This window comes from Flavobacterium sp. UMI-01 (genome assembly GCF_019656315.1).
Taxonomy (GTDB): domain Bacteria; phylum Bacteroidota; class Bacteroidia; order Flavobacteriales; family Flavobacteriaceae; genus Flavobacterium.
The window spans coordinates 30,665-52,866 of sequence record NZ_BPLU01000049.1 but is presented as its reverse complement, the minus strand read 5'-3'; the positions used below and the strand labels follow the sequence as shown (position 1 = coordinate 52,866).

General features: G+C 34.8%; 22 protein-coding genes and 2 pseudogenes. 21 read left to right on the top strand and 3 right to left on the bottom strand.

Translation table 11 applies throughout. The annotated features are described in order from the left end of the window. Positions 1-6 precede the first annotated feature (6 nt). The 9 genes and pseudogenes from K5R64_RS13350 (at position 7) to K5R64_RS13315 (ending at position 8,423) form a co-directional block, all read left to right on the top strand. On the top strand, positions 7-1,797 hold the full coding sequence (locus K5R64_RS13350; protein ID WP_220764129.1) for an acyl-CoA dehydrogenase family protein: 1,791 nt from the start codon (positions 7-9) through the stop codon (positions 1,795-1,797). 130 nt (positions 1,798-1,927) lie between these two features. Beyond that, positions 1,928-2,452: a superoxide dismutase family protein gene (locus K5R64_RS13345; RefSeq protein ID WP_220764127.1), complete on the top strand. Its 525-nt coding sequence runs from the start codon at positions 1,928-1,930 to the stop codon at positions 2,450-2,452. 120 nt (positions 2,453-2,572) lie between these two features. Beyond that, positions 2,573-3,142: a YdeI family protein gene (locus K5R64_RS13340; protein ID WP_220764125.1), complete on the top strand. Its 570-nt coding sequence runs from the start codon at positions 2,573-2,575 to the stop codon at positions 3,140-3,142. Between the two features lie 209 nt (positions 3,143-3,351). After that, entirely contained in the window at positions 3,352-3,918 is a 567-nt protein-coding gene (locus K5R64_RS13335; protein WP_220764124.1) for an L-threonylcarbamoyladenylate synthase, read from the top strand. A 255-nt stretch (positions 3,919-4,173) separates the two neighbouring features. Continuing rightward, positions 4,174-4,299, top strand: a pseudogene (locus K5R64_RS17245) (translation factor Sua5); the annotation flags it as partial. Positions 4,300-4,411: 112 nt separating this feature from the next. After that, positions 4,412-4,786 (top strand): GxxExxY protein, encoded by a 375-nt coding sequence (locus tag K5R64_RS13330; RefSeq protein ID WP_220764123.1) that lies wholly within the window; start codon positions 4,412-4,414, stop codon positions 4,784-4,786. A gap of 71 nt (positions 4,787-4,857) precedes the next feature. Beyond that, the gene (locus K5R64_RS13325) at positions 4,858-6,279 is read left to right on the top strand and encodes a CCA tRNA nucleotidyltransferase (protein ID WP_220764122.1); all 1,422 of its coding nucleotides are present in this window, start codon (positions 4,858-4,860) and stop codon (positions 6,277-6,279) included. 101 nt (positions 6,280-6,380) lie between these two features. Continuing rightward, positions 6,381-7,400 carry a COX15/CtaA family protein gene (locus tag K5R64_RS13320; RefSeq protein ID WP_220764121.1) on the top strand — a complete coding sequence of 340 codons (1,020 nt, stop codon included), beginning with the start codon at positions 6,381-6,383 and terminating at the stop codon, positions 7,398-7,400. A gap of 252 nt (positions 7,401-7,652) precedes the next feature. Further along, the gene (locus tag K5R64_RS13315) at positions 7,653-8,423 is read left to right on the top strand and encodes a CDP-alcohol phosphatidyltransferase family protein (RefSeq protein ID WP_220764120.1); all 771 of its coding nucleotides are present in this window, start codon (positions 7,653-7,655) and stop codon (positions 8,421-8,423) included. A 99-nt stretch (positions 8,424-8,522) separates the two neighbouring features. On the opposite strand, the gene K5R64_RS13310 is transcribed toward K5R64_RS13315, so the two are convergent. Together K5R64_RS13310 and K5R64_RS13305 are read right to left on the bottom strand one after the other, a co-directional pair. Continuing rightward, positions 8,523-9,125 carry a thioredoxin family protein gene (locus K5R64_RS13310; RefSeq protein WP_220764119.1) on the bottom strand — a complete coding sequence of 201 codons (603 nt, stop codon included), beginning with the start codon at positions 9,123-9,125 and terminating at the stop codon, positions 8,523-8,525. 12 nt (positions 9,126-9,137) lie between these two features. Continuing rightward, positions 9,138-9,614 carry a TlpA disulfide reductase family protein gene (locus K5R64_RS13305; RefSeq protein ID WP_220764117.1) on the bottom strand — a complete coding sequence of 159 codons (477 nt, stop codon included), beginning with the start codon at positions 9,612-9,614 and terminating at the stop codon, positions 9,138-9,140. Between the two features lie 864 nt (positions 9,615-10,478). Here K5R64_RS13305 and K5R64_RS13300 point away from each other — a divergent pair. The 9 genes from K5R64_RS13300 (at position 10,479) to K5R64_RS13260 (ending at position 18,524) form a co-directional block, all read left to right on the top strand. Next, entirely contained in the window at positions 10,479-11,060 is a 582-nt protein-coding gene (locus tag K5R64_RS13300) for a sugar O-acetyltransferase (RefSeq protein ID WP_220764115.1), read from the top strand. 74 nt (positions 11,061-11,134) lie between these two features. Beyond that, positions 11,135-11,599, top strand: coding sequence for a 2-dehydro-3-deoxyphosphooctonate aldolase (locus tag K5R64_RS13295; protein WP_255580383.1), 465 nt, complete (start codon positions 11,135-11,137; stop codon positions 11,597-11,599). A gap of 66 nt (positions 11,600-11,665) precedes the next feature. Then, entirely contained in the window at positions 11,666-12,058 is a 393-nt protein-coding gene (locus tag K5R64_RS13290; RefSeq protein ID WP_220764113.1) for a VOC family protein, read from the top strand. A gap of 72 nt (positions 12,059-12,130) precedes the next feature. Continuing rightward, entirely contained in the window at positions 12,131-13,411 is a 1,281-nt protein-coding gene (locus K5R64_RS13285; protein WP_220764112.1) for a chloride channel protein, read from the top strand. A gap of 1 nt (position 13,412) precedes the next feature. Beyond that, the gene (locus K5R64_RS13280) at positions 13,413-14,015 is read left to right on the top strand and encodes an HPP family protein (protein ID WP_220764111.1); all 603 of its coding nucleotides are present in this window, start codon (positions 13,413-13,415) and stop codon (positions 14,013-14,015) included. A 189-nt stretch (positions 14,016-14,204) separates the two neighbouring features. Then, positions 14,205-15,248, top strand: coding sequence for a site-specific tyrosine recombinase/integron integrase (gene xerA, locus K5R64_RS13275; RefSeq protein WP_220764110.1), 1,044 nt, complete (start codon positions 14,205-14,207; stop codon positions 15,246-15,248). A 196-nt stretch (positions 15,249-15,444) separates the two neighbouring features. Further along, a complete protein-coding gene (locus tag K5R64_RS13270; protein WP_220764109.1) occupies positions 15,445-15,963 on the top strand; it encodes a hypothetical protein in 519 nt (172 codons plus the stop codon). A 175-nt stretch (positions 15,964-16,138) separates the two neighbouring features. Further along, entirely contained in the window at positions 16,139-17,827 is a 1,689-nt protein-coding gene (locus K5R64_RS13265) for an AIPR family protein (RefSeq protein WP_220764108.1), read from the top strand. Between the two features lie 190 nt (positions 17,828-18,017). Continuing rightward, the gene (locus K5R64_RS13260) at positions 18,018-18,524 is read left to right on the top strand and encodes a hypothetical protein (protein WP_220764107.1); all 507 of its coding nucleotides are present in this window, start codon (positions 18,018-18,020) and stop codon (positions 18,522-18,524) included. 62 nt (positions 18,525-18,586) lie between these two features. Here the strand turns inward: K5R64_RS13260 and K5R64_RS13255 are convergent. Further along, positions 18,587-18,790: pseudogene (locus K5R64_RS13255) on the bottom strand (group II intron reverse transcriptase/maturase); the annotation flags it as partial. Between the two features lie 412 nt (positions 18,791-19,202). Here K5R64_RS13255 and K5R64_RS13250 point away from each other — a divergent pair. From K5R64_RS13250 to K5R64_RS13240, 3 genes are read left to right on the top strand one after another with little or no spacing between them, the layout of a single operon-like run. Beyond that, a complete protein-coding gene (locus K5R64_RS13250; protein ID WP_220764106.1) occupies positions 19,203-20,153 on the top strand; it encodes an SDR family oxidoreductase in 951 nt (316 codons plus the stop codon). A gap of 28 nt (positions 20,154-20,181) precedes the next feature. Beyond that, a complete protein-coding gene (locus tag K5R64_RS13245) occupies positions 20,182-21,279 on the top strand; it encodes an MBL fold metallo-hydrolase (RefSeq protein WP_220764105.1) in 1,098 nt (365 codons plus the stop codon). Between the two features lie 5 nt (positions 21,280-21,284). Beyond that, the gene (locus K5R64_RS13240) at positions 21,285-22,196 is read left to right on the top strand and encodes an AraC family transcriptional regulator (RefSeq protein WP_220764103.1); all 912 of its coding nucleotides are present in this window, start codon (positions 21,285-21,287) and stop codon (positions 22,194-22,196) included. Positions 22,197-22,202 lie beyond the last annotated feature (6 nt).

Here is a 22,202-nt window from a genome sequence, read left to right as displayed (position 1 = left end):
CTTAAAATGAGTAACAAAACAAGAGGAGGTCAATTCCTAGTCAAAGAAACAAAATGTGAAGATATCTTCACTCCTGAGGATTTTAACGAAGAACAAATCATGATGCGCGACTCTGTAAAAGAGTTTGTTGATAAAGAACTTTGGGCGCATAAAATCCGATTTGAACAAAAGGATTATAAATACACCGAAGAATGCATGAAAAAAGCAGGTGACCTAGGATTCCTGAGTATTTCTGTACCCGAGGCTTATGGCGGAATGGGAATGGGATTTGTAGATACTGTGCTTGTTTGTGATTATATATCGGGAGCCACGGGTTCGTTTTCCACGGCTTTTGGAGCACATACAGGAATTGGAACCATGCCTATTACTTTGTATGGAACCGAAGAACAAAAACAAAAATACGTTCCTAAACTAGCTACTGGTGAATGGTTTGGTGCTTATTGCTTGACAGAACCAGGTGCGGGTTCGGATGCTAATTCAGGGAAAACGAAAGCCGTTTTATCCGAAGACGGGACACATTACAAAATTACAGGTCAAAAAATGTGGATTTCCAATGCTGGTTTTTGTCAGTTGTTTATTGTTTTTGCCCGAATTGGAGATGATAAAAACATCACGGGTTTCATTGTAGAAAACGATCCAAATAACGGCATTACCATGAACGAAGAGGAACACAAACTTGGTATTCGTGCATCCTCTACCCGTCAGGTGTTTTTCAATGAAACGGTTGTTCCTATTGAAAACATGTTATCCGAAAGAGGAAACGGTTTCAAAATTGCGATGAATGCCTTAAATGTAGGCCGAATCAAACTAGCCGCTGCCTGCTTAGACGCACAACGAAGAGTTATTTCAGGCTCTGTTAAATATGCTAACGAAAGAGTCCAATTTAATACCCCCATTTCACAATTTGGAGCCATCCGATACAAATTAGCCGAAATGGCAACGAGTTGTTATGCGGGCGAAAGTGCTACTTACAGAGCTGCCAAAGACATTGAAGACCGAATAGCTATTCGGGAAGCTGAAGGCGGTTCACACCAAGAATCAGAATTAAAAGGTGTCGAGGAATTTGCTATCGAATGTTCGATATTAAAAGTAGCGGTGTCCGAGGACATTCAAAACTGCTCTGACGAAGGAATCCAAATTTTTGGAGGAATGGGATTCTCCGAAGACACTCCAATGGAAAGTGCCTGGCGTGATGCTCGTATAGCCCGAATTTACGAAGGGACTAACGAAATCAACCGCATGTTATCGGTAGGAATGTTGATTAAGAAAGCCATGAAAGGGCATGTGGATTTATTAGGTCCAGCTACCAAAGTAAGTGAAGAATTATTAGGCATTCCATCATTTGACGCTCCTGATTATTCAGAACTATTTGCTGAGGAAAAAGAAATGATAGCCAAATTAAAGAAAGTGTTCTTAATGGTGGCAGGTAGTGCCGTGCAAAAATACGGTCCCGATTTGGATTCGCACCAACAACTCTTGTTAGCTGCCGCAGATATTTTAATCGAAATATACATGGCGGAAAGTACGATTCTTAGAGCTGAAAAAACAGCTAAAAAACGAGGTCAAGACCAAGTAAAAGAACAAATTGCCATGGCGCAATTGTATTTATATAAAGCCGTGGACATCATTAGCCAAAAAGGGAAAGAAAGCATCATTTCCTTTGCCGAAGGCGATGAGCAACGCATGCTATTAATGGGTTTAAAACGTTTTACAAAATACACTAACATGCCTAATATTGTAGCTTTGCGACACACCATAGCCACTAAGCTTATTAAAGAAAATCAGTATTGTTTTTAATAGTGATTGTATAATTTTTGGTTAAATTATAAATGTTAAAACCGTTCTAAAATTCATACTAGAACGGTTTTTTTATTGGTCTAGCCCAAATATTTGGCTAACTTTATCAAAAATTATAAAAAAAATTAAGATGAAAAAAATACTCTTTTCTATAGCAACACTTACGATTCTTATTATTGGATGTAAATCTTTAAACTCTAACGAGGACAAAAAATTAAATTTAACCTTCGAAGCCAAGAGCAATAGCAACGTAGCGGGTACTGCAACTTTTGTCGAAAATGACGGAAAAGTGACGCTGGAAGCCAAATTCTCAGGATTAACACCAGGCGTACACGCCATTCACATTCACGAAAAATCAGATTGTTCTGCTCCTGATGGTACCTCAACTGGTGGTCACTGGAATCCCACTTTCAAAAACCACGGAAAATGGGGCGTTGGACAATATCATAAAGGTGATATCGGGAATTTTACCGCTGACAAAAACGGAAACGGTTCGATTAAATTCACTACTGACGAATGGAACATAGGTTCTGGAGACCCTACCAAAGACATTATAGGTCATGCTATTATTGTGCACCAAGGCGCTGATGACTTTACAACCCAACCAACAGGAAATGCAGGTGGTAGAGTGGCTTGTACGGCTATCATCAAATAATAGCAATTGATAAAACATATAGTAATCAATTTGAACCATTAAGAAAATAAGCTAATTAAGTCTTCCTTAATAAACTTATTTTCTTAATGGTTTTATTTTTAAAGGCTTCCAGAAAAAATTATGCTGAACAAAGAAACCGAACTTTACTTTAAAAACACCACCGAATGGCGTGCTTGGCTCGAAATTAACCACGCTAATTGCACAGGTATTGATCTCATTTTCTACAAAGTGGGTAGCGTTCAGGAGAGTATGCGCTGGGAAGAGGCCGTTCAGGTAGCCCTTTGTTTTGGTTGGATTGACTCAACGGTGCGAAAAATTGATGATGAAAAACGCAAACAACGTTTTGGCCCTCGAAAACCCAAAAGCGTTTGGAGTAAACTCAACAAAACCTATATCGAAAAACTCGATAAAGAGGGATTACTACATGAAAGTGGTTATACCGCCATACAAATTGCCAAAGAGAACGGCTCTTGGGAATCTTTGGATGCAGTTGAAGCTTATGCAATTCCACCCGATTTAGAAAAAGCTTTTACTGAAAACCCAACCGCCTATATTAATTACAAAGCGTTTGCTCCGTCATACCGAAAGAGTTACCTCTATTGGCTTAACCAAGCGAAACGTGAAGCAACTAGAACCGCTAGAATTATAGAAATTATCGCTTTGTGTGAACTAAATAAGAAGGCAAGGTGATTTTTTTGACGGGCTGATTTTAAGGGTTCGCTTCATCAATTCAATTTCAAAAAATAATACTATACTCTAACAACCTAAGGTAATGCCCAATTTTTTTTTTCACCTGCGCAAACATTCTATAAAATGTCGTTAAAATGGATTATTAAACCCGCTTGTATGCCCGCTAAATAGGAACAAATAAATATCTTTGCACTACTTAAAATGTAAAGATGGACATCAATCAAGAAATACACAACGCTTTTGAGGTAATTAAAGAAGGAGGTATCATTTTGTATCCTACAGATACGGTTTGGGGAATTGGTTGTGACGCGACCAACCCTGAGGCGATTGCAAAGATTTACAAATTGAAACAAAGAGCTGAAACCCAAAGTATGATTTGCCTGATGAATGGCGAAAAAATGCTTTACAATGTGTTTAAAGACATTCCCGAAGTGGCTTGGCAAATAATGGATTTATCCGAAAACCCAACGACTTTGATTTTGGACAATCCACGAAATGTGGCTCCTAATATTATCGCAACGGATAACACACTGGGAATTAGACTAGTTAAAGAACCTTTTTGTTTTAAATTGATGGAGCGAATGAAAAAACCATTGGTTTCTACCTCTGCAAATATTTCGGGCCAACCTACTCCTAAAAGTTTTAAGGAAATTAGCCCTGAGATTATTAAGGGTGTGGACTATGTTGTAAATTTGCACCACGATAAAATTTCAGGCAAACCCTCGACCATTATCAAATTGACCAATGATGCACAGGTGAAGGTGATACGTAAATAGAGGTTTACCGCTAATAAATTTTAATAGCCACGAATTCACGAATTATTTGTCGAAAGTAAGTTTAATTTATTAAAAGTAATTCGTGAATTCGTGGTTAAAAAATGAAAAAACTATGAGTGAAGTACTTTATTAAAGAAGAAAGTTTTCAGATAAGGGGTATTTTATTTGATGTACATCGAAATTTAGGAGGTGGCTTTTCTGAAATTGTATATGAAGATAATATAGATTTAACCTACTATTCAAAACTATTAGAAAATCAACCCTGAAACTGTTAAGGGTGTGGACTATGTTGTAAATTTGCACCACGATAAAATTTCAGGCAAACCCTCGACCATTATCAAGTTGACGAATGATGCACAGATGAAGGTTATTAGAAAGTAGTTTTTAACCGCTAATAAATTTTAATAGCCCCGAATTCACGAATTATTAGTCGGAAGTAAGTTCAATTTATTAAAAATAATTCGTGAATTCGTGGCTAAAAAAAGAAAAAACTATGAGTGAAGTACTTTATAAAGAAGAAAGTTTTCAGATAATGGGTATTTTATTTGATGTGCATCGAAATTTAGGTGGTGGTTTTTCTGAAATTGTATATAAAGATGCTATAGAATACGAATTGCAACAGAATAAAATTCCATATGAAAGAGAAAAAGAATACTTTGTAAATTATAAAACTGTAGTTTTAAATCATAAGTTTTATGCTGACTTTGTATTATTTGATAAGATTATTTTAGAAATAAAATCAAGTGAAAATCTTCACCCAAAACACTATTCACAATGTTTGAATTATCTCAAAGTATCTAATAATAGATTAGCTATACTAGCAAATTTTAATTCTATTTCACTTGAGTATAAACGTATTGTAAAGTAAACAACTTAATCAGCATAAGCCTCAAAAATTTATAAAGCAATTAGCGGTAACCTCCTTAGCGGTAAAACAGAATGAATTATATAAAAGCATTAGAAAACCCCATTTTTAAAATCATTGCACAAGCAAGTCAAGAACTTGGTGTGGAAAGCTACGTTATTGGTGGTTTTGTTCGGGATTATTTATTAACCCGTCCATCCAAAAAAGACATTGATATTGTAGCCGTGGGTAGCGGTATCGATTTGGCATTAAAAGTATCCGAATTGTTGCCTCACAAACCTAAGGTCCAAGTTTTTAAAAACTACGGTACAGCGATGTTGCGCTACCAAGACACGGATATCGAATTTGTGGGGGCGCGTAAGGAAAGCTACCAAACTGAAAGTCGGAATCCAAAAGTAGAAATAGGCACCCTAAAAGACGATCAAGAACGTCGCGATTTCACAATTAATGCGTTGGCTTTTTCGTTGAACGAAAGTAATTATGGCGATTTGGTTGATCCGTTTGAAGGAGTGGCGGCTTTGGAGTCCAAAACCATCAAAACCCCTTTAAATCCTGATATTACTTACTCTGATGATCCGTTGCGCATGATGCGTGCGATTCGTTTTGCTACTCAATTGGGATTTGAAATTGAAGCAGAATCTTTGGAAGCGATTTCAAAAAACAAAGACCGAATTAAAATCATCTCTGGTGAACGCATAGTAGACGAATTGAATAAAATCCTTTCGACCGACAAACCATCCGTAGGCTTTTTATTATTGTATAAAACGGGATTACTCGATATTATTTTACCCGAATTAACGGCTTTGAATAATGTGGAAGAAATTGAAGGGCAAACCCATAAAAACAACTTTTACCACACGCTGGAAGTAGTCGATAATATTTGTCCAAATACCGAGGATGTATGGTTGCGTTGGGCCGCTTTGTTACACGATATTGGTAAAGCACCCACTAAAAAATTCAACAAAAAGCAAGGTTGGACCTTTCACGGACACGAGTTTTTGGGAGGAAAGATGGTCAAGAAAATCTTTGAACGCCTACACATGCCATTGAACCAAAAAATGAAATTTGTTCAAAAAATGGTTATGATGAGTTCACGTCCTATCGTTCTTTCTCAGGATATAGTTACTGATTCAGCGGTGAGGCGTTTGGTATTTGATGCAGGCGAAGATGTGGAAGACTTGATGACTCTTTGTGAGGCCGATATCACCACTAAAAACCCGAACAAATTCAAGAAATATCACAACAATTTTGTGATTGTGCGTCAAAAAATTGTTGAAGTTGAAGAGAAAGACTCAATTCGAAACTTCCAACCGCCTATCACTGGTGAACAAATCATGGAAATTTTTGACTTGAAACCTTCGAGAGAAATTGGCGTACTAAAAGAAGCAGTAAAAGAAGCTATATTGGAAGGTGAAATTCCAAATGAGTACGAAGCGGCTTATGCCTTTGTTTTGAAAAGAGCAGAGAAATTAGGATTAAAGAAAGCAGCTAAGTAGCTAAGGCACTGAGAAATCAAGCTAATAAAATGAACTAATAAAAATACAAACTTTAGGTTCTTAGTCTCTTTAAAAACTCAGAATCTTAGAAACTATAAAAAATGACACAAAACAAATCCGTTATCTACTGGTTGCTTACAGGATGCTTCCTATTATTTTTGATGGTAACTGTGGGTGGAATCACCCGATTGACAAACTCTGGTTTATCCATGACCGATTGGCATTTGGTTACCGATACTTTTCCGCCTTTGACAGAGGAAAAATGGCAAGCAGCCTTTGAGGAGTATAAAAAATTCCCAGAATACCAAAAAATCAACATTCACAACGATTTCCAACTTTCAGATTACAAATTCATTTATTTCTGGGAATGGTTCCACCGTTTTATTGGGCGTATCATCGGACTGGTATTTATCATTCCTTTTGTCTATTTTTTAATCAAAAAGAAATTAGACCGTGCCACCATCAAGAAATGTTTGATACTGCTCTTTATGGGTGGATTTCAAGGGTTTTTGGGGTGGTTCATGGTAAAAAGTGGCTTGATTGACCATCCTGATGTAAGTCATTTTAGACTGGCTTTACACCTTACTTTTGCCTTTATCACTTTTGCTTATACCCTTTGGGTAGCATTGGATTTGATTTATCCGCATCGCAAAACAGCTCAAGTGGACTTACAAAAAATTGCTCGTTATGCTTTTGTCTTTTTAATTGTTCAAATTATCTACGGAGGTTTTGTCGCTGGATTGAATGCAGGTTTGATTCACAACCACTGGCCCTTGATGAGTGACGGACAATTTATTCACGATAGTGTTTTTATTGAACAAAAAACCCTTTTACTTAATTTAACAGAAGGCAAAAGTGGCGTTCAATTTGTTCATCGTACCTTGGCTTATGTTGTAGTAGCCCTAATTGCGTGGTTGTTTTATAAAAGTAAATCAACGGGTCTTTTAATAGAACAAAAAAGAGGTATCAATGGCCTACTCTTCTTAGTACTTGTTCAGTTTGCTTTAGGTGTTTTTACATTATTGTACTCCGTACCGTTGTGGCTTGGTTTGGCACATCAAATCAATGCGTTTTTCTTATTGGCAACCATGACTTATACCTTGCACAGGCTTTCTAAATAACTAATGTTCCGTAAAAACAATTGCTAATTCGCTAATTTTAAAATTAATTTTGATTATAAATACACCCCTTTAAACAGAATTTAAGCAAATTTAGTAGTCACTATTCCTAATAATTAGTGATCCAAGTGATAGTAATCCGGTGAAACTATTAGTGGTAACTATACTCATGCATTTGACTGTGGGGTGATTACTTTGTTTTTTCGTATCTTTATTACTGACTATATTGTCACATTTCATTGTTTACCAACAAAAATGTCAAAACTCGCTTCACAAGACCAATTTATCGACTTATCCGATTATGGGAGACCCTTTGGGAGATGGCTGGCCAATTCTTTAAAAAAAACCCGTTTCACACCTATTGATGTGACCTTATTGTTTGGATTTTCAGGATTGGTCGCTGTGTATTGCATTCTTGAAAAATATTGGTATTGGGCAGGCTTTTTTATCATACTAAAATCACTCATTGATGCTGCCGATGGAGAGCTTGCTCGCCTTAAAAACACGCCATCTTATACTGGTCGCTATCTCGATAGTGTGTTTGATATTTTTTTGAACTTTATGATTTTATTTGCCATTTGTTACATCTCCCAATCTTCGTTTTGGACTAGTATAATGGCTTTCATAAGCATTCAATTACAAGGCACCCTCTACAACTACTATTATGTCATTTTACGACATAAATCGGCTGGTGGAGATGCTACAAGTAAAATATTTGAACATAAAGCCCCAAAAGCGCTCCCAGGCGAAAAACAAGCAACTGTCAACATTATGTTCCGAATATACACGGTGGTATATGGAAAATTTGATCGTATTATACATTCTTTAGACCCGCTTGCTTACAAAGTCAAAACCTTTCCTAACTGGTTCATGACTCTCGTTTCCCTATATGGTTTGGGTTTTCAATTGTTATTAATTGCCATCATGCTCCCACTAGGACTAGAAAATTGGATTTTACCTTTTTTTATTGGATATTCAATACTCATTGGTATTCTAATCCCTATCAGGCGATATTTTATCGCTTAAAAGCTACCAGACCAATCAAAAAAAGAGCAGAAACAAATAAGGCTTCTACTCTTTTCAATTCTTTGCATTCCGAAGGAATCCAAATAATGCATCAAATTACTATCTTTTTACTTTGATTCCGCACCCAATAGCTTTGGTGGTTTCAGGAGAAGGTGTTTTTCCACTTTCTAAAGCAGCAATAGCATTTTCAAGATACTTTTCTTTCACATTGCTTGCACTATCCACATTATCATCAATCGCTCCAATGTATTTTACCACTCGGTTCTTGTCTAACAAAAACACATGTGGGGTTTTAGTAGCACCATATTGTGGAAATATTTTTTGATCTTCATCAAACAGATAAGGAAAAACAAACCCTTTTTCCTTAGCTCTCACTTTCATTAAGTCAAAACTATCCTCTGGTTGCACCTCTGGATCATTAGGATTGATTGCTAATAAAATATAGCCTTTAGATTTGTAGTTTTTGGCCAAATCATTAATACGGTCTTCATATTTTTTAGCAAAAGGGCAATGATTACAAGTAAAAACAATTATAAAGCCTTTAGCACTTTTATAATCGGCCATGCTATACATTTTGCCATCAACAGATTTTAACTTAAAATCAGTCGCAACATCACCTATTTTGTAAGCTGTAGGTGGAACTGGATTAGCCAATCCAACGAAAAAAGTAAACATTAAAACGAGAGAAGAAATGATTTTCATATACAAAATGTGTTAGTTAGTATTCGAGTTTACATAGTTATTAAGTTCTTCAAAGGTGGCAAAATCACGCTCGGCAAACACCCTTTTTTCACCATTTATAATCAAGGTAGCAGGGATAGAACCAGACCAATTTTGATCCACTTTAGAAAGCCAATTATTATAATTTTTATCCGTCAACAAAACCACTTGCGACTGGATGGATTTTCTTTTCAAAAAAGGAATTAATTTGGTTTGAAATTGGTCTTTAAAATCCAAACTTACCAGCACCACTTTCACCTTTTTATTCTCGTTATTCAATCTTTCAAAATAAGGTAATTCTTTCACACAAGGCGCACACCAAGTAGCCCAAAAGTTGACCACATAAACGGTGTTTTTGTCATTCAAAACTGCTTTTTCAAGCGCATCATAAGTATCAAAAACAGCAGGGTTTTGAGCTGAAACTTGGACCGAAAAAAAGGCAAAAAAAACAAGTGCAAAGACATGCTTCATAGTTCGTATTTTAAATTTAACTTTTACGAATTTACAACCTAAAAAGGAGTAAGTCATTTTAGTTAACAAAAAATTATCATTCGAAAAAAAAGAGTGCAACATCTTCCAAAAGAGATTTTAAAAAAGAAAGTCCGCTTACTTCAATTTTAAAAAAAACAATTCAAGAAAATGGTTCTTTTTCGTTTTCTTTCACCACCCAAAAATCAACTTTCCAATAGCCTAACAACAACCTCAAAGAGACAAAAAAACTACCTAACAGAAGAGAAATGTCTTTCTAGAAGAAGGACCCATTCTTACTTTTTACTTTTGTTAAAAAAACAATAAAAACTTACAAATATTTCAAATAGACAAAATCTATATCTAAACATTAAAATAAATATTACCAGTTATTTAAACATTATTAATTAAATAAAAAAATGAATTAAATAACCAAAACACCTTTAACCTCACTTTAAGGCTTTACATGACCTAAAAAACACCTTGTACAGCAAAAAAAAAACCACATCCTAAACCACCCTTACAAAACGTGTCTTCAACAAAAAAAGCTTCTTCACCTCAAGACTTTTTACCCTCCCTTCCCTTGTTTTTTATTTCCATAAAAAACAACAACAAGACCACTTTCAAAACAGAAAAACCCCTCTTTTAATTCTGTAAAAAAAATTTCAACGCACACGCTATTTAGAAAAAAAAGCTCCCTGCCTTATACACAATTTTGAATCGAGACCAAAAAATAATAAGAAACCTAACGTTTAAAAAAGCTCTTTTTTTCGTCTTACAACCACTCCAAAAAGTCGTAAAAAATTAACTCCAAAATGACCTCAAAAAAGGTTACTTTTAACTTCAAAAAAAATCCCTTTCTAGGATATGAAAACAGAGAAAGAAAAAATGATGGAAGGCACCCTTTTTAACGCAGGTGATCCCATCCTAATTAAAGACCGAAGACGAGCCAAAAATTTATTGCACCGATTAAATATTACTGAGTATCGAGTGACCAAAAAAGCGCGAGAAATCATCACCGAATTAATCCCAAATTCTGGTAAAAATTTATACATCGAACCACCATTTTTTTGTGACTATGGATACAATATTTTCTGTGGTGATAATGTCTATTTCAATGTCAATTGTGTAGTCCTTGATGGAGCAAAAGTAAACATCGGCTCAGATGTTCTTTTTGGTCCTGGAGTTCAATTGTACACTGCCGCTCATCCCCTCGATGCACAAACCCGAAAAACAGTTGAATTCTCAAAACCCATAACCATAGGAAACGATTGTTGGATTGGAGGCAACGCAATTATTTGTCCCGGTGTTCGCATTGGAAATGGATGCGTCATTGGAGCGGGTGCAGTAGTTACCAAAGACATTCCTGACAACTCGTTGGCCGTAGGCAATCCTGCCAAAGTCATCAAGAAATTGAATCAAGAGACTACAGAAAACCAAATAGTATAACTACTATAAGACTTTTTTTTATTTATTTGAAATACAAACAAATACGCATTCCTAATCAAAACTCACAGTCCACAATGAAAAAACTACTTGTACCATTTGCTGTAATTATCATTTCGTGCACTTCAAAGAAAACCGCAACAGCCGAAAACAAAGGCACTGGGGACACTCGAACTAAAGCTGTGGAATTATTAGACCACAATACGTATTGGCTCACAGAAGAAAGCAACGACAAAACCTATGGCTACAGCCAGTCTAACCCAATCAAAGTAGGTGGAGTAAAAACCCAAGAAGGGCCATTGAACGAAAGACGATTCCTCAACGCGCTGTTTGGACCCAACGATAAAAAAATGACCTATTTTAGAGCAGGCAGTTGCTGTCCGTTTAAAACACCCAATGGCTTTTTCAACAATTCAGGCATGCTAGACCGCTACCGATTAACAGAAATTGGCACCAAAGACACTATTGACATTTACATCAATATGTACGATACTGGTGATTTGAAAATCCCCGTAGGCTTAAAAGCAAAAGAAAAGAAATAACTTGTGGAATGGCCTCACTTTGATACCCTCTCATTTTCTAAAAACCAAAACTCGTAACTAAACAAGATGCTCCAAATCAACAACGTCCACCATATTGCCATCATCTGCTCCAATTATGAGGTTTCAAAACATTTTTATACACAAATACTAGGATTCAAAATCATTCAAGAAGTCTATCGCAGCGAAAGACAATCTTACAAACTAGATTTAAGTTTGAATGGCATTTATTGTATTGAGCTGTTTTCGTTTCCCAATCCACCCCAGCGAAATTCGAGACCCGAAAGTTGCGGTTTACGCCATTTAGCCTTTGAGGTTGATGATATACCCAAAAGCTGGAAATACCTACAACAGCACCACGTGGTACTAGAACCCATTCGAACAGACCAGCACACCCAAAAACGCTTTTTTTTCATCAATGACCCTGACGGATTACCTATAGAATTCTACGAAAAATCATAAAAAAAGTTAAATTTAAAACATTTTGTTTTTTGATTTTATACTTTTGTAGCCCTTAAAAAAAATAGCATCCTGATGACTAAAGCGGCTAAAATCAAAAAAAATCATCAACTCATTGTCCTTAAAAAACTACTACTCGTTTCCGTTTTAATTGGGTTTCTATCTTCTTTTTTAGGCATCGTCCTGAAGAGAATGACCGAATATTATGAAGAAATTTTTTTCGAAAGAGCCAACAGCAATATTTTATTTTACCTGATATTCCCCTTTATAGGTTTGTCACTCATTTATTTATTGCGTCAGTATTTATTCAAAAAAAAGGAGAATAAGGGAATCAAAGAAGTTTTTGAAAGTACCGAATCAAAAAGAAAAAACCTCCCCAATTACAAAATCCCTTCTCATTTCATCAATGGCTTTTTGACAGTGGTCTTTGGGGGTTCTACAGGAATTGAAATTTCCACCGTGGTCGCTTCAGCCACCATCGGTTCTGTAGCACAACAAAAGAAAAACATTTTTAGGCAATACAAAACCGAACTGATTTGCGCAGGAGTTGCAGCAGGAGTCACAGCCTTATTTGGCAGTCCACTGGCGGGATTATTATTTGCCTACGAGGTCGTATCAAAAAAAATAACACAAACGTTCTTACTAACCACTACCGTAGCCGTTATGATTGCCTTTGGCTTGCTTCACCTCATCGATGAAGCGCCATTATTTGCCATCCCTATCAAGACCTGGCACCTCAAAGCCATTCCATATTTTATCCTACTAGGAATCATCGCAGGATTGCACTCAGTATATCTCACAAAAACCGTTTTGTTTGTCAAAAATCATTTTTCCAAAATAAACACCCCATTCTACCGCATAGTAATCGGTTCCTCATTACTGAGTTTGGCGTTGCTCTTGTTTCCACAATTGTATGGCGAAGGCTATCATGCCATAAAAACCATCATCCACAGCACCAATCAAAGCTTACTTACCATTTCATTAGGGCTAAGTTTAATCGCAATTTTGCTCTTAAAACCTATTGTGACCTCGATAACTTTGGCTTCTGGGGGTGACGGAGGCGTATTTGCTCCTAGCCTATTTATAGGTGCTTTTTTAGGACTTTTTACCGCTTTGAGTTTCAATCATTTTTTTGACAGCGATGTAATTATTTTAAATTTTATGGTACTGGGTATGGCAGCCGTATTGAGTGCGAGTATTCAAGCACCACTTACAGCGCTCTTTTTGACCCTGAGCTTAACCAATAACTATATTTTGTTCCTACCCATCTTGATGGTGTGTTACATCGCTCAAACTACCGCCAAAATCATTTTTCCATACACTGTTTACAGTTTTATCCCTAATACGACTAAATAAAATGCCAACAGAACAAATCAAACGCAGCTATCGCAAAACCAAATACATTATCTACAAAGAAACCTTAATTGACTTCCGAGAACAATTTTGGTCGTTTGTTGGTTCCTTTATCGGGATAGGTTGCATCGCTTACTTTCATGCCAGTCATTTTCCAGGTTCAGACGGCATTTACCTCATTGGTTCCTTTGGAGCTTCAAGCGTTTTGATTTATGGCATTATACAAAGTCCGTTTTCGCAACCCCGCAATCTTATTGGCGGTCATGTTATTTCAGCCTTGATAGGCGTTACCATCCAAACCCTATTGCCCGAACCCATTTGGCTCTCGGCGCCCTTAGCGGTATCCTTAGCCATCATCTCGATGCAAATCACCAAAACCCTACATCCACCCGGAGGTGCCACCGCCTTGATTGCCATCATTGGTACCGAAAAAATTAAAACATTAGGCTATTGGTATGTGTTATCACCCGTACTAGCAGGCTCCTTAATCCTCCTTACCGTGGCTTTGATTGTCAACAACATCACCGAAAAACGAAGCTACCCTAGCAACAACCGTTTCCACCGCAATTACCATATTTATAGAAAACGCTTGCTTAAAAAATCGTAGGAGCAGTCCGTTTTTGTTTCCATAACAAGCTCTCCTCCCGCTTTCGCCTTTATCTCCTTTCGCTCCGCTACAGGAGGATATCGGCTCTATCGGGGCTAAAAATTTGCGTTGTGTATTTATAATATCGTTTCTAAAATTGATAATTTATTAAGAAAATTATTTACCTTTAGCTACCAAATTATCAAAAAAATGAATGGGTCAGCAAAACCCATTAAACATAAAGGCAAGAACAGAATTGCCGTTTATTTTGAAAAAAATACCGACTTAATTGCACGTATCAAAAAAATTGACGGAGCGCTATGGAGCGCGACCTTGGTCGCTTGGCATTTACCTGACACCGCCGAAAATAGAGAACGATTTAAAATTCCACCAATGACCCATTCCTTACCATCGCCAGAAGGAATCGCCCAAATCGAAAAATTCAAACAACATTTGCGTTCCAAACGTTATAGCCAAAGTACCATTGCGACTTATAGCGAAGCTTTAAAATCATTTTTGGTGTTTTTTAGAGAGAAACCAATTGCTGATATCACTAATGAGGATGTTATTGTTTATAATAATGACTATATCTTGAAGAACAATCTTTCGGCATCTTATCAAAATCAGATTGTTAATGCCATTAAACTCTTTTTTCAAACCATTCGTGAAACCAAAATTGAAATCGATAAAATTCACCGTCCAAAACGATCTAAACTATTGCCAAATGTTTTGAGTAAAGAGGAAGTCAAATTGATTTTGAATGCGCATAGCAACATCAAACACAGAACAATGCTTTCTTTGATCTATAGTTGTGGTTTGCGTCGAAGTGAGCTTATAAATTTAAAACCAAACGATATTGATTCAAAAAGAGGCATTGTAATCATCAGACAAAGCAAAGGTAAAAAAGATAGAATTACTCCCTTATCTCCAAAAATTCTAGAAATGTTACGAGAATATTATAAAGGATACAAACCTAGAACTTGGCTTTTTGAGGGGCAAAATGAGAATACAAGATATGATGAGCGCAGTTTATCAAATGTACTCAAACAAGCCTTAACAAAATCAAATATAAGTAAACCTGTAAGTTTGCATTGGTTAAGACATAGCTTTGCTACACACCTATTAGAGAGTGGAACTGATTTACGCTACATACAAGAGTTATTAGGCCATAATAGCAGTAAAACCACTGAAATTTACACGCATGTAAGTACTAAAAGTTTACAACAAATAAAAAGTCCATTTGATGATTTGTAAATAATTATTTATATATTAGCCTAGTAAATAAAAGCCATGGTTATGACACAAAGCTACCTAAATATGGGTAGATTAGAGCCATTTTATGGCTCCTATAAACGAGTTATGGGCAATTTTACAGAAACAATGAAATAAAGAATTGCGAGTAATTTCTATCCTGAAAAATGCTCTAAAAAAGAAGAATTCTAAATAAAAGATGAGAAAATATATATTCTATTCATTTGTTACAGTAACTATAATATTTATTCTGATACCATTCGTTTTCCTTGAAACATACGAACTGGGCTTTTCTATGAAAAAAGTGTTTGATAACATAATAGTGTTTGGAATCTTATCATTTATTTTTTCATTATTTTTTCACGAAAGTATTTTTCGCCCTACAAAAGCACAAAACAAAATATTCTATATTTTTATAAAAGGGTTTAAAATATTATTTGGGACATTTTTCTCATTTATATTTATCTGTGGAATAATTTCTGGTTTGTTGTTAAGCATTAACTCATACATCGGAAAGCAAGAAATGATAAATTTAAAAAGTAAAGTTATAAGTACAAATGAAACAACCTCAAAAAGCGGGTTAAAGCATTATTACATTACTGTCGAAATCCCAAACGAAAAACGTGAAGTAGAGCTTAAAGTTAAAAGACAATATATGAAAGGAGAAACATTTGAAGGACAATTATATAAAGGAAGTCTAAATATGTACTATAAATAAAAACTGCCCATAACAGCCGTTTGGCGAGATTGCGAAATTTGTGGTAAATTCACGTTTACGTTTCGCAAGAAATTTTATCTTAACCGAAAGTACTCGGTTACGAAGTTCGCAACCTCGCCAAGCGTCAGAACGTTAGCGGTAAGCTTATGAAAAATCGTAAATAATCAAAAATTATATGACATTAGAAGAATTCTTTAGAAATTTAAGATCAGATATTTTAAATTACAATAATGGTAGAACAGATACATCAGCATTCATAATATGGTTTTTAGAGAATTTTTTTAGAATAGATCGTCAAGATGCAATTGATTGCGTATGTGATCAACAAAATGATAAAGGAATTGATGCAATCTTTGTTGACGATGAAGAAGAAATAATTTATTTAATACAATCTAAATTTTCACCAACTGACCACCAAAATCAAGGAGATAACGATTTAAGAAATTTTATTGGTGCTAAACAATGGTTTACAAATAGTGAAAATTTAAATAATTTATTAGAGAGCACTGCTAGTAACGAACTTAAATCACTTATTAAAAGTTCAAAACTTAATGAAAAAACACATTATGCTTTAAGGTTAGTTTTTATTACGAACAAAAATTTTAATGTTCATGCAAATGAATTCATTGCAATAAATGAAGATTTAGAAGCTTGGGATTGTAATGACTTACATAATAAATACACATATTTTGCAGATAACGATGTTAAGTTTCCTGTCAAGGATCTTTATTTATCTAATACTTCAAAAATAGAATATAACTTACCTGATGGCACAATCGCAAGAGCTTATACGATTAGTGCAAAAGAGTTAGTTAAATTAGAAGGTATTCAAGACAGAACTTTATTTTATAAAAATGTACGATATAGTGTAGGTAAAACTAGAGTTAACAAGTCAATAAAAGACAATATATTAGATCAATCTCAACATAACAATTTTTTCCTATATCATAATGGTATTACAATTGTATGTGAAGAATTGAATGAAGACTTATCAAATAGTAAAATATCAATTGGTAATTATGCAGTTATAAACGGTTGTCAATCAATGCTTACTTTATATGAAAACAAAGATAAATTAACAAGAAACTTGTTTATTTTAGTTAAAATCATCAAACTAAGTTTAAATTCAAGTTTAGTAAAAGACATTACATATTATGCAAACAATCAAAATGCAATTGGTCTTAAAGATTTAAGATCAAATGATAGTGTACAAAAATCTTTGCAAAATGAATTTAAAGAATTATTCGATGATAAAGTATTTTATAGTAGAAAAAAAGGAGAAGATTTAAATGGCTATGACGATATAATTGACAAAGATTTTGCTGCTCAAATAATTAAAGCTGTTTACTTGAAAAAACCTCAAGACACACATTTAAAACAAAAACTATTTGGTGATGATTATAATGCAATATTTTCTAGAAAAATAAATGCTGAAAAGATATATTTTGGTTACCTAGTTTATAATATAATTTATGCAAATTCGAACTTATTAGAAAATGAAAAAATAAGGAATTATGGGCTTTCAATATTCTTTTTCTCAAGTGTAATAGCAACTATTTTAGAAGAAGATAACATTGGTAAATTAATTTTAGAAAATCCCAAAGAATTTGTAACAACAAATAAAGAAATTTTAGAAAATTCATTAAAGAAAATGTGGAATTTAATTACACCAGATATAAATTTTGATATTGTTGAATATACAAGTGATAATAATAATTTTTTTGATTATAAAAATGTATTTAAAAATGGTGAATGGGTTAGATCAATGACTAATAAAATCAAAACAGATTATGTTAGACTAACTAGAAGAAATGAGAATGACACATTTGAAAATATCTACAACACATTCTTAAATGAACAATAAAGCCTACCGCTAACAGCAGTTACAAGAAATTGCTAGGCATGGGATTTATCAGAAATGGTAATTGTTGAATCAAAGTTTTATCTACATTTGTAATTGGCAGTGAATGAAGTACGCAACTTCTTGTAGCTGCAAAACGTTAGTGGCTAGCGTACCACAGAATTGGAAAATTCGATAATTTAAGACACACAAAATGACATTAGAAAGTTTTGAAAATTCATTCGAAAACCAAAAAAGGTCTAAAAAACTTTTTTATAAAATTCTCTGTATAGTTGCAATCATTATTTCTCTATTATTAACATACGCTGTATTTCTAAAGCATAAATCAAAAGGACTTTTATTTTTAGCAATATGGTTGCTGATTCTAGGAATGTATGGATTATTTGAATTGAGAAAACATTATAAACTAACATACTTAGAAAATAATTTTTCAGAAGAAGAAAACATACAAAATGTAATTTCTGTAATTCAGAATATTGCTAAAGGGAATTATAAACAGGATGAAAATTCATTTGAATTTATTTATCAAAAAAGTTGGTGGAGAATGGACTACAAAATAACTATTCTTGCAGTGAAAAACATAATTGCTCTAAACGCTGAAGGCCGAGGCTCTTCTGACAGTGGTTTCATAGATTTTGGAGCATCCAAAAGAATAGAAAAAAACATTATTAATTTACTGGGTAAAAACGCCAGCCACTAATCGAGTAGACGGCTCCGCTAGAAACTAACGGAGTGCGCCTCTCACACCACCGAGCGTACGGGTCACGTACTCGGCGGTTCGCAAAATGATGGGTTCAATTCGATATAATCATCGGTTAGAGACTGATAGCCTTTTTGTCTTAGGCGCTTCAAAGTAATGGTTGAACCTAAAATAGGACTCTGCGCAATTGCCCAACCGCCTTTGCGAGAAGGACTAAATGCATAGGCGTGGTCTTGGTCAACACCCAATCGTATGAGATTCTTTCGTGTGGTACATTCTCTTTAAACAGACATAAATTTCAAAACCCAATCTTTGTGGAGTTACTTTCGAAGTTCCTTCCTTCGTCAGGAAAACAAGATTGTGGTTACTAAGTGTAATAAAAATCAAAAACAGAATTAACGAGTTCTAGATTCTCTACTTTGTTTGGTGCTTTTATTATAACCAATAAAACATGCGCTTTGCGCCAACACTCGTTCGCGAATCCATTCGCGTTTAACTCGCGACCTTACTTCCCAAAGTCAAAGAGAATTGGACAGCACGCATTTTCCTTTAAATTTATGATGTTTGTAATTCCATTAAAACCAAAAAGTATACAACATTCGAAAATCCGTATAAGAAGTGAAGACTACTTCTACCCGACCTTTGTAGTATTCTTATAAAACATTAAAAAAAGTAAAAATGCATACAAATCAATTTGGTAAAAAAGGATGGACTCCTGATAGAATTGGAAATTTAAACGGTAAAACTTTTGTCATAACAGGGACTACCAGTGGAACAGGTTTTGAAGCAACAAAAATACTATTGTCAAAAGGTGCCAAAGTAGTCATGTTAAACCGAAATCCTAAAAAAGCAGCCAAAACTGTTGTTATTTTGAAACAAGAACTTGGTAACAATATTGAGGTACAGTCAATTCAAATGGATTTAGCCGTACAAAGTTCAGTAAAAAAAGCGGCAGAAGCAATTAGTAATACAATCCCAAAAATTGATGCATTAGTCTGTAATGCGGCAATTGCTCAAGTGCCCAAGCGAACACTTACTGTTGACGGTTGGGAAAGCCAAATGGGAACAAATTATTATGGTAACTTTACACTTCAGGCGCTATTGTTCCCACTTATTGAAAAATCAAAAGGTCGAATTGTTACGGTAGGAAGCATGGGGTACGATATGGGAATTAAAACCATAAAATTTGACGATTTGAATTGGGACAAAGATTACACCCCTAATAATGCGTATAGCCAAAGTAAACTGGCTCAAATTACGAGTATCTATGAATTACAAGATAGATTGACAAAAGCAGGCAAAACAGAAGTGAAAGCCTATGCTTGTCATCCTGGCTCTTCGAGAACCAACCTTATTAGCACCAGTGGTAGTTTTATGATGAAGCTTATTTTTGGGATGATGAAATTATCACCATTGACGCAATCTGCTGAAAAGGGTGCTTACCCGCAATTGATGTGTGCTACTGAGCCAAACCTTGACCAAAATGGTTTTTATGGCCCTACAGGCAGAAGTAATTGGGTGGGTCCTGTAGGTGAACATAGATTAGAGCCACATGCTAAAGATAAAGCTGTATCCAAAAAACTATGGGACCTTTCGGAAAAAGAAACAGGAATAAAATGGAATTTATAAACCTAATATGATTTTAATAAAAAAAATAATGATTGGACTTCTTTTTATCATTACAACCATTGGAGTTGGAACATTCCTTTTTTTAAATACTGAAAGATTTGGAAAACAGCCATCAGGAGAACGATTATTAAAAATTGAGCAATCGCCCCATTATAAAAATGGAAGTTTTCAAAATTTAAGCAATACCCCTATGCTAACAGAAGGAGTTGGTTATGGTAAAGTTCTGTATGAATTCCTGTTTTCCTCAAAACCAAAAGAACCTTCCATAAATATTCCTTCGATTAAAACTGATTTAAAAGCAATTAAACCTAATCAAAATGTACTAATATGGATGGGACATTCATCCTATTTTATGCAACTGGATGGTAAAAAAATATTAGTTGACCCCGTTTTTAGTGGTAATGCATCTCCACTTTCATTCACAACAAAAGCATATAATGGAACGGATATTTATACAACGGACGATATTCCTGAAATAGATTACTTATTTTTGACACATGACCATTGGGACCATATGGATTATAAAACGCTTAAAAAATTACGTCCTAAAATTAAAAATGTAATTACGGGTCTTGGCAATGGTGCACATTTAGAATATTGGGGTTTTAGCCCAGAAGTCATTTTAGAAGGCGATTGGTATGATCATTTTACCTTTAAAAATGGTTTTGAAATACATATTACCCCCGCAAGGCATTTTTCAGGCCGAGGATTTACTCGAGCCAAAACACTCTGGGCTTCGTTTGTAATAAAAGCACCAACCTCAACAATATATATTGGAGGCGATAGTGGTTACGATACCCATTTTAAAGATATTGGAGCAAAATTTGGAGCGTTTGACTTAGTGATTCTTGAAAATGGCCAGTATGATGAAAAATGGAAATACATTCACATGCTACCCGGAGAGCAATTACAAGCCGCAACCGATTTAAATGCGAAAGCTATCTTACCTGTGCATTCAGGCAAGTTTACTTTAGGCAATCATGATTGGGACGAACCTTTAACAAACATAACAGAGGAAAAAAACGAAAACAATATAAGGATCTTAACTCCTATGATTGGAGAAAATGTTAATTTAAAGGACAGTTTACAGCAATTTAAACCTTGGTGGAAACCTCTAAAAAATTAAAAAACATGAAACATTATAAAACATTGGCCTCATTTCTTGATTATATGCAACTCCCACGTCCCGAGCACCCCATGTTAAGTGTTATGGTGGCAAAAGGTGATGATTACCTTCCCTGTCCAAGAGAAAGTTCTCCTCCTATTTCAACGGATTGTTATTCCATTAGCTTAAAAAAAATAATGCACGGGGAATTAAATTATGGTCGAACCAAATATGATTTTACCAATGGCGCTTTGATTTTTATCGCTCCAAAACAGGTGATACAATGGGATAGTAGCTTTATTTTTGAACAAAAGGGGTTCTCTATTAATTTTCACGAAGATTTTTTAAAAGGAACTGATTTAGCCCAACAAATAAAAAAATACGGCTTCTTTTCATATGCTGCCAATGAAGCATTACACCTTTCGCCTAAAGAAGAAAAGCAAATAGAATCCATTGTTGAAAATATTGAAATTGAATACCAAAACAACCAAGACGCCTTTAGTAAAGACATTATTATTTCACAATTAGATACATTGTTAAAATATGCTAATCGCTTCTATGAAAGGCAGTTTTTAAATAGAAAAGAATTATCTCATAGCTTGCTAGAACAATTTAACCAAGAACTGGACAAATATTTTGAATCAGGACAACTACAAGAAAAAGGCATTCCAAGTATTGAACAATTAGCCGAAAAAATGTCAGTTTCCCAACGTTATCTGAGCGATACACTTAAAAAAGAAACTGGTAAAACCACCACCGAGCATTTACAATTACGCATGATTGATGAAGCTAAAAATTTTTTATTACAACCGAATAAAAGCATCTCTGAAGTAGCCTATGAATTAGGTTTTGAATATCCTCAATATTTTTCGAGATTATTTAAAAAGAAAGAAGGGATAAGCCCCTCAGAATATCAACAAAAATACGGTTTGAACTAATAACTA